Origin of the sequence: Ilumatobacter sp. (genome assembly GCF_049588435.1) — a bacterium.
GTDB lineage: Bacteria > Actinomycetota > Acidimicrobiia > Acidimicrobiales > Ilumatobacteraceae > Ilumatobacter_A.
Map to the genome: position 1 here is coordinate 1 of NZ_JBAVYV010000043.1, position 7307 is coordinate 7307.

6 protein-coding genes are annotated in these 7307 nt (G+C 65.6%); 5 read left to right on the plus strand and 1 reads right to left on the minus strand.

All coding sequences use genetic code 11. The annotated features are described in order from the left end of the window. Window positions 1-110 precede the first annotated feature (110 nt). Entirely contained in the window at window positions 111-1751 is a 1641-nt protein-coding gene (locus tag WBV89_RS01415) for a hypothetical protein (RefSeq protein WP_423979552.1), read from the minus strand. Between the two features lie 193 nt (window positions 1752-1944). Here WBV89_RS01415 and WBV89_RS01420 point away from each other — a divergent pair, with 193 nt between their 5' ends. The 5 genes from WBV89_RS01420 to WBV89_RS01440 all read left to right on the plus strand — a co-directional run bounded on the left by WBV89_RS01420 (window position 1945) and on the right by WBV89_RS01440 (window position 7255). Further along, window positions 1945-2706, plus strand: a complete 762-nt coding sequence (locus tag WBV89_RS01420; RefSeq protein ID WP_423979553.1) for an ABC transporter ATP-binding protein — start codon at window positions 1945-1947, stop codon at window positions 2704-2706. Further along, window positions 2703-3419, plus strand: a complete 717-nt coding sequence (locus tag WBV89_RS01425; RefSeq protein WP_423979554.1) for an ABC transporter ATP-binding protein — start codon at window positions 2703-2705, stop codon at window positions 3417-3419. Before WBV89_RS01420 ends, WBV89_RS01425 begins: the two co-directional genes overlap by 4 nt. Next, window positions 3419-4306, plus strand: coding sequence for a branched-chain amino acid ABC transporter permease (locus tag WBV89_RS01430; protein ID WP_423979555.1), 888 nt, complete (start codon window positions 3419-3421; stop codon window positions 4304-4306). Before WBV89_RS01425 ends, WBV89_RS01430 begins: the two co-directional genes overlap by 1 nt. After that, window positions 4306-5595: a branched-chain amino acid ABC transporter permease gene (locus tag WBV89_RS01435; protein WP_423979556.1), complete on the plus strand. Its 1290-nt coding sequence runs from the start codon at window positions 4306-4308 to the stop codon at window positions 5593-5595. Before WBV89_RS01430 ends, WBV89_RS01435 begins: the two co-directional genes overlap by 1 nt. Before the next feature lie 196 nt (window positions 5596-5791). Continuing rightward, the gene (locus WBV89_RS01440) at window positions 5792-7255 is read left to right on the plus strand and encodes an ABC transporter substrate-binding protein (protein WP_423979557.1); all 1464 of its coding nucleotides are present in this window, start codon (window positions 5792-5794) and stop codon (window positions 7253-7255) included. The last annotated feature ends 52 nt before the right edge of the window (window positions 7256-7307 follow it).

The following is a 7307-nucleotide window of genomic DNA, read 5'->3' on the forward strand; positions in this document are numbered from 1 at the left end:
GGGCACAGCGTGCAGGGCGATCGCCCGGTCGAGTTGGCGGCGCTGCTCACCGACCTGCTGCGCTGAGCCGCAGCAGCCCGCGATGCCGGACGCGGCCCGATCGGGAAGGGTCAGGTGCAGCTGTCGACTCCGCCGAGGATTCCCTGGCGGAATGCGTCGATCTTCTCGAATGCCGAACCGAGAACATCGGTCGAGCTCGTCGGATCGCCGATGATGATCGCCATTCGGATCGCTTCGGTGAGGTCGTTCGGCGACACCAGCGATTGCCGACCTTCGTCGCGGGGCTGAGGGAGCACAACGAAGCCGTCGTCGTCGAACACCGGCCGACCATTCTCGTCGAGGACCGGGATCACCGACTTGACCCAGGCGCCGACGAGGCAGTCGTTGCGGAGTTGGCGCGGCTCCCCCCGCAGGTCGGACGATCCGCTGATCAGCGCGTGCTCGGCCCACACCACCCCGAGGAGGTATCCCGGGGCGAAGTCCCCGAAGTCGTTGTACCTCTGGAGCGCAACCGGCTCGTTGAGGTAGACGGTGTTGGTGGACGAACAGAGTTCGACACCGAGTTCGAAGAGTCCGAACGGGTTGGCGCAATCGACCTGATCGACCGATTGGACCGCTTCGAGGGTCAACGGCCGGAAGTCGGGGAAGCGTTCCTGCCAGTCGTTGCCGTACAGCAGGTTGAGGTCGGGGACGAGGAAGCCGAACAACTCGTCCTCCCCGAAACCGAACGGTGCGTTGCCCTCGGTGGACTGATCTCCGAGGAAGAACAATGGGGTGAGTGGGAGGGGATCGTCGATGAGCAGTGCGCAACGCTCGAGCCCGTCGCGGAAGCCGACCTGGTACGCCCCGACGCGGTCGAACCCTGATCCATGCCCACCGGGCTCGTTCGGGTCGGTCCCGACCGGGTCCTGCACTGCGATCATCGAGACCAGACCGGCGCGGATGTCGTCATCGCTGAAGGGAACTCCGGGTGCGTTGCCACCCGCTGCGCGCCCGGCCCAGGCGCCTGCGACGCAGTCCGCCTGTTGCTCGCTGGCCACCGTCGGCAGTTCGAGGTCGAAGACGCCGGTGCGGGATTGGATGGCGTGACCGTATTCGTGCGCGAGGACGATGCCGATGGTCGCTGCACCGAACTCGCCGGCGAGCTGTGCGAGGAGACCGTCGGGGCCGTCGTCGTACACCATGAAATCGCCGAGCGGGCAGTAGAACGCGACGAACTGCTGGAGGTCGACGTAGCTCGTGACCGGCTCACCGCACCCGGGGAGCGGATCGGTGCGCTCGGGGTATCCCGCGTAGATCTGACCCTCGAGCGGTTGAAACGGGAAGCCGAACGCCGGCTCGAACTCGCTGCGGAGCCACGTGTCGATGTCGGTGAGTGCCGCCAGCAGGAACTCGTCGTAGGGGCGTGGTGGCTTCTCGGCGCCGAAGTTGATGGCATCTCGATCGATGACCGCCGGATCCACGACGGGATCGTCCGGCTCGCCCATCGGGCCTGCGGGATCGATCGGTTCGAGCGTCGCGTTCGGATCGGTCGGCGCTGCCGGATCGGTGGAAACGGTCGGGTCGGTGGGACCGGCGGGAACGGTCGGCGGCGGAACCGCCGGAGTCAGGTCGTCAGGCGAGGCTGCGGCCGGAATCTGATCGGCGCGCTCGGCGACGACGAGGATGTCGGGTGACCCGCATGCGGCGATGAACAATGCCCCGACGAGCGCGAACGGGATCCACGCGCGGGTTCTGCGGGTCGGGTCCACGAGGCGATTGTACGGCCCGACCGTCGATCGGCGGGCGCGGCGGACCAGTGCAGCGATCGCACTCCAGACACGGCCGTGGCGTCGAGGTGACGAGGCTGCGCTGGAACTTCGGAGAGGATTTCGGTGCGTGACGTCGGGCACTGCTACCGTCCCCCGCAGCCCAGTTGTTGGGCGCAGGAAGGAGCACGGCGACGTGGCATTACTGGAAGCAGAATCGATCACGGTGCAGTTCGGAGGAATCGTCGCGCTCGACGAACTGTCCTTCGAGATGAACGAGGGCGAGATCCTCGGGCTGATCGGGCCGAATGGCGCCGGCAAGACGACGATGTTCAACGTGCTCAGCCGGATCTACGAGCCGACGAGCGGACGGTTGACCTTCGACGGGGAGGATCTCCTGGAGGTCAAGCCCTGGGGCATCGCCAGCCGTGGCATCGCGCGTTCATTCCAGAACCTCGCCCTGTTCCCGACGATGACGTTGCTCCAGAACACGATGACGGGAGCCCACCATCACGGGCACACCGGCTTCGCCCGAGCGATGTTGCGCATTGGCGCCGGCAAGGAAGAGGAGCGCTTGAAGGCCGAGGCCTACGACATCCTCGAATCACTCGACCTCGCCCAGTACGCATTCCGCCCGGCTGCCGGGCTTCCCTTCGGCACGCTGAAGCGTCTCGAACTCGCCCGCGCCCTGGCGTCGCATCCGCGTCTGCTCCTGCTCGACGAGCCGGCTGCCGGCCTGACCCACGCCGAGGTCGACGAACTCGGCGACACGATCATGCGGGTGCGCGACGAGTACGGCGTCACCGTGCTGCTCGTCGAACACCACATGGGAATGGTGATGTCGATCTCGGATCGGGTCGTGGCGATGGAGTTCGGCCGCAAGATCGCCGAGGGGCTCCCGCGCGAGGTGCAGGACAATCCGCAAGTCATCGAGGCCTACCTGGGGACGTCCGCATGAGCGCCAATGTGTTGGAAGTCGCCGGCCTCACCGCTGGATACGGGCAGATCGAGGTGCTCCACGGACTCGACTTCCACGTCGAGGACGGCGAGATCGTGGTCATCCTCGGAGCGAACGGTGCCGGCAAGACCACGACGATGCGGGCGATCTCGGGCATCATCGGCCGTTCGGGAACCATCGACTTCGACGGGACCTCGATCGGTTCGGCCAAGCCCGATGCGGTCGTCCGTGCCGGGATCTCACAGGTGCCACAGGGCCGCGGCACGCTGACCGACCTGTCGGTCGAGGACAACCTCCGAGCCGGGGCGTACACGGTGAAGGGGTCGGTCAGTGACGACATCGATCGCTGGTACGAGGTGTTCCCGCGGCTCGCCGAACGCAAGGACCAGCGGGCCGGCTCGCTGTCGGGCGGCGAGCAGCAGATGCTCGCGATCGCCCGGGCGATGATGAGCCGCCCCAAGCTGTTGCTGTGCGACGAGCCGAGTCTCGGACTCGCACCGATCATCACCCAGAATCTCTTCAAGATCCTGGGTGAGCTGCGCGACGAGATGGGAATGGCGCTCCTCGTGGTCGAGCAGAACGCCGGCCTGTCGCTCCAACTCGCCGACCGCGCCTACGTCCTCGAGACCGGCCACATCGTGGCCACCGGAACCGGCGAAGAGTTGCTCGCCGACGACACGATCAAGCAGGCCTACCTCGGAGGTGTCGGCTGATGTCGCTCTTCATCCAGCGAATGTTCGACGGCCTCGCCGAGGGTTCGATCTACGCCCTTCTGGCGCTCGCGCTCGTCGTGATCTTCCGTTCGACCGGGCAACTCAACTTCGCTCAGGGCGAGATCGGCACGCTGTGTGCCTTCTTCGCCTCGACGTTCACCCTCGCGGGAATCCCGGTGTGGATCGCGATGGGGATGGCGATGGTGATCGGATTCCTGATCGCTGCCTTCGTCGAGCGAGTGGTCGTGCGCCCGATCGAGCACCGAAATCCCGGGGCGGTGATCGTCGCTCTCATCGGTGTGTTCCTCGCCGTGAACCAACTCACTGCGATGTTCTGGGGCGTCGACGCCCGGAGCCTGCCGAGCCCGTTCCCGACCGACGCCGACTCGTTCTTCCGCATCGGTGACGCCGCGATCCGGTGGGAGCGCATCGGGATCATCGGCGTGCTGATCGTCACCGTGTTCCTGCTCTTCCTGCTCTTCAACTACACCAAGATCGGCCTGGCGATGCGCGCCGTGGCGAACAACCAGGAGTCGTCGAACCTCGTCGGCATCCGGGTCGGCAACATCTTGATCCTCGGTTGGGGCCTGGCAGGAGCGATCGGTGCACTCGCTGCGCTGTTGCTCGCGCCGTCGGCGGGACTCACGGGCTCGCTGATGCTCGGCCCGTTCCTGTTCGCATCGGTCGCCGCCGTCCTCGGCGGACTCGATTCGCCGATGGGTGCCGTCGTCGGTGGAATCCTGATCGGACTCCTCAAGGCGTTTCTCATCGGCTACGTCAGTTGGCTGTCCGACATGTTGTTCCCCGTGCTGCTGGTCGTCCTGCTCGCGGTGTTGCTGTTCCGACCCGCCGGCTTGTTCGGTACCGAGAAAGTGGAGCGAGTCTGATGAGTGATCAGCACCACGAGGGAGACAGCGTCACCCTCGACCACGGCGAAGTCGAGATGGCCGAAGAGCTGGTCACCGACAACACGACCGGCCTTCCGATCCACACTCCCGAACACGGGGCCCTGCACTGGGTCGGCCGGGTTCTGGTGTTCGCGATCCCGCTGGCGTATCTCCTCCTGCGGGTCTTCGGAGTCACCGGAATCTTCGGTGACGGCTGGTCCAACTCCGGGCTGGGCCTGCTGGCCGACGCGCTCATCACGGCGATCGCCGTGATGGGTGTGAACCTGATCACCGGGTACACCGGCCAGTTGTCGATCGGACATGCGGCGTTCTTCGCGATCGGCGCGTACACCGGGATCGTGCTCACCGACGGTCGGATCTCCCTGCCCGTCTTCGGCCCCGAGAATCTCTGGGATCCGGGGTGGACGATTCCCGTCGCTGCCATCGTCTGTTTCGTCATCGGTTGTGTCGTCGGTCTTCCCGCGCTCCGGTTGAAGGGCATCTACCTCGCATTGACCACCCTGGTGTTCGTCGAGGCCGTGCGCTCCTTCCTCAAGTACGAGGAGTTCGAGAGCATCACCGGCGGCTCGACCGGCATCAAGGGTGAGAAGTACTCACCCCCGGAGTACGTGTTCGACTTCTTCGGGCTCAAGCTGCCGACCGGACTCGACGGACGCGGCGATCTGAACCAGTGGATGATCTACCTGTCGCTCGGTCTGCTCCTGTTCATCATGCTGCTGGTGTCGGGTCTGATGCGCAGCCGGATCGGTCGAGCGATGGTCGCAACTCGCGACAACGAACTCGCTGCCGAGGTGATGGGTGTGCACCTCGCGGTCGTCAAGACCGTGGTGTTCGGCCTGTCCGGGGCGATCACGGGGGTCGGTGGTGCCCTGTTCGGCCTCAAGCTCGGCCTCGTCGACGGCGACGTTCCTCAGTTCGGCCTGTTCGGAGCGATCACGCTCCTCGTGGCGATGGTCGTGGGCGGCGCCGCTCAGAACTGGGGCCCGTTGATCGGAGCGCTCTTCTACGTCTTCGTGAACAACCTCGCTCGTACGGTCGGCGAGAACCCGTCGGACAGTGCGTTGGGCTTCCTGTTCAGCGAGGGAACCAAGCTCGACGGTCTGGGTGGTGTGCTCTTCGGGGTGATGCTGATCCTGTTCGCCCGCTTCGCCCCGTTCGGCGCCGTCGGCACGTTCCGCATCCTGCGGGCCAAGGTCGTGCAGATCATTCCGCACCCGCCCAAGGGCTCGAAGCGTGCGCAGGCCGCCGCTTCCACCAGCGACGATTGATCCGATCGCCCTCCGCGAACTTCCGGTTCACGGATTCTGCGACTACGGTCACAGTCGCTGAATCCGTGTCGTATGGCGCGGATCGGAACATCAGCGTGACCGAACACCATCTACACCGATATTCATCCACACAGGGGGAAACCTAACCATGGTTCGAAGTAAGCAGATTGTCGCCTTCGCGGCGACGGGCGCATTGGTGCTCGCAGCATGTGGCGGGAGCGACGACTCCAGCGACAGCGACGCCAGCGAAGCAGAGACCGACGTGACCGAGGCGGTCGACGAGGCAGAGACCGACGTCACCGAAGCGGTCGAGGAGGCAGAGACCGACACCACCGAAGCGATGGAGGAGGCAGAGACCGACACCACCGAAGCGATGGAGGAGGCCGAGACCGACACCACCGAAGCGATGGAGGAAGAAGGCGACGAGGCCGCATCCGGTGCTGTGTTCGCCGTCGACACCAGCGCGTGTGACGATCCCGACGAAGCGACCGCTCCGATCGACGGTACGGTGAAGATCGGTTCGTCGATCCCGCTCTCGGGTGGTCCGGCCGTGCTGTTCGCTCCGTTCGCGGACGGACAGCAGGCGTACATCGACTACTACAACTCCGAGTTCGGCGGCGTCGACGGACACGAGCTCGAGCTCGTCGTGAAGGACGACCAGTACACGGCCGACCTGACCGTTGCGAACGTCGACGAACTCGTCTTCGACGAGGGCGTTCACCTGCTGTCCGGAATCATCGGCTCGGCGAACAACCTGGCCATCCAGGGCGACATGAACGCCCAGTGCATCCCGCAGCTGAACGCGTCGACCGGCGCCCCGGACTGGGGCGAAGTGGACACCAACCCGTGGACCACCGGTCTGCTGGTGCCGTACGCGATCGAGTCGCAGGTGTGGGCCGAGCAGGCTGCTGCCGACGGCGCGACCACCGCTGGTCTGTTCTACGTGAACAACGAGTTCGGTCAGGCGTACGCCGACGCGTTCGGTGAGGCCGCTGAGGCCAACGGAATCGAGATCGTCGCAAGCGAGACGATCGAGGCAGCCGACTCCGGCGCCCCGTCGGGCCAGGTGACGAACCTCGTCGCCGCGGATCCCGACACGATCCTCGCCGTACCGCTCGGTGCCCAGTGCATCGCGTTCATGACCGAGCTCGGCAACCAGCAGGCTGCCAACCCGGACTTCGATGCGTCGGTCTACCAGACCGCCACGTGCGCCAACCCGGTGTTCTTCGGTGCGGTGACCAACGGTGGGGCTGACGGCGTGTTCACGTCGAACAACCTCAAGGACGTCAACGATCCCGACGTGGCAGCGAACGACGAAGGTGCCGCCGCGTACCTCGCCGCGTTCGAAGCGACGGGCTCGGACGCCGATCCGGGCGGCATCGCCGCTGCGGGTTGGGAGTCGATGGAGATCGCTGTGAAGGCGATCCAGGAAGCCGCAGAAGCCGGCAACCTCAGCCGTGAGGGCATCATCAATGCCGCTCGCAACGTCGACTACTCGTCGCTCCTCCTGCTCGAAGGCCTCAACTACGTGATGAACGCCGAAGACGGCTTCCTCGCCGAGGGCACCCAGGTGCGGGTCTGGTCGGACGAGCTGGCCGGCTTCGAATCCGTCGGTGACCCGATCGACCTCAACGGAACCCTCGGGGTCTACACCCCCTGATCCGTTCGATCACCTGAATACCTGAACACCTGACGGGCCCGTCGTTCCTCAC

Coding starts and splice junctions, on each gene's coding strand:
- WBV89_RS01430 (WP_423979555.1), top strand. CDS start 3,419: ATGTCGCTCTTCATCCAGCGAATGTTCGACGGCCTCGCCGAGGGTTCG.
- WBV89_RS01425 (WP_423979554.1), top strand. CDS start 2,703: ATGAGCGCCAATGTGTTGGAAGTCGCCGGCCTCACCGCTGGATACGGG.
- WBV89_RS01435 (WP_423979556.1), top strand. CDS start 4,306: ATGAGTGATCAGCACCACGAGGGAGACAGCGTCACCCTCGACCACGGC.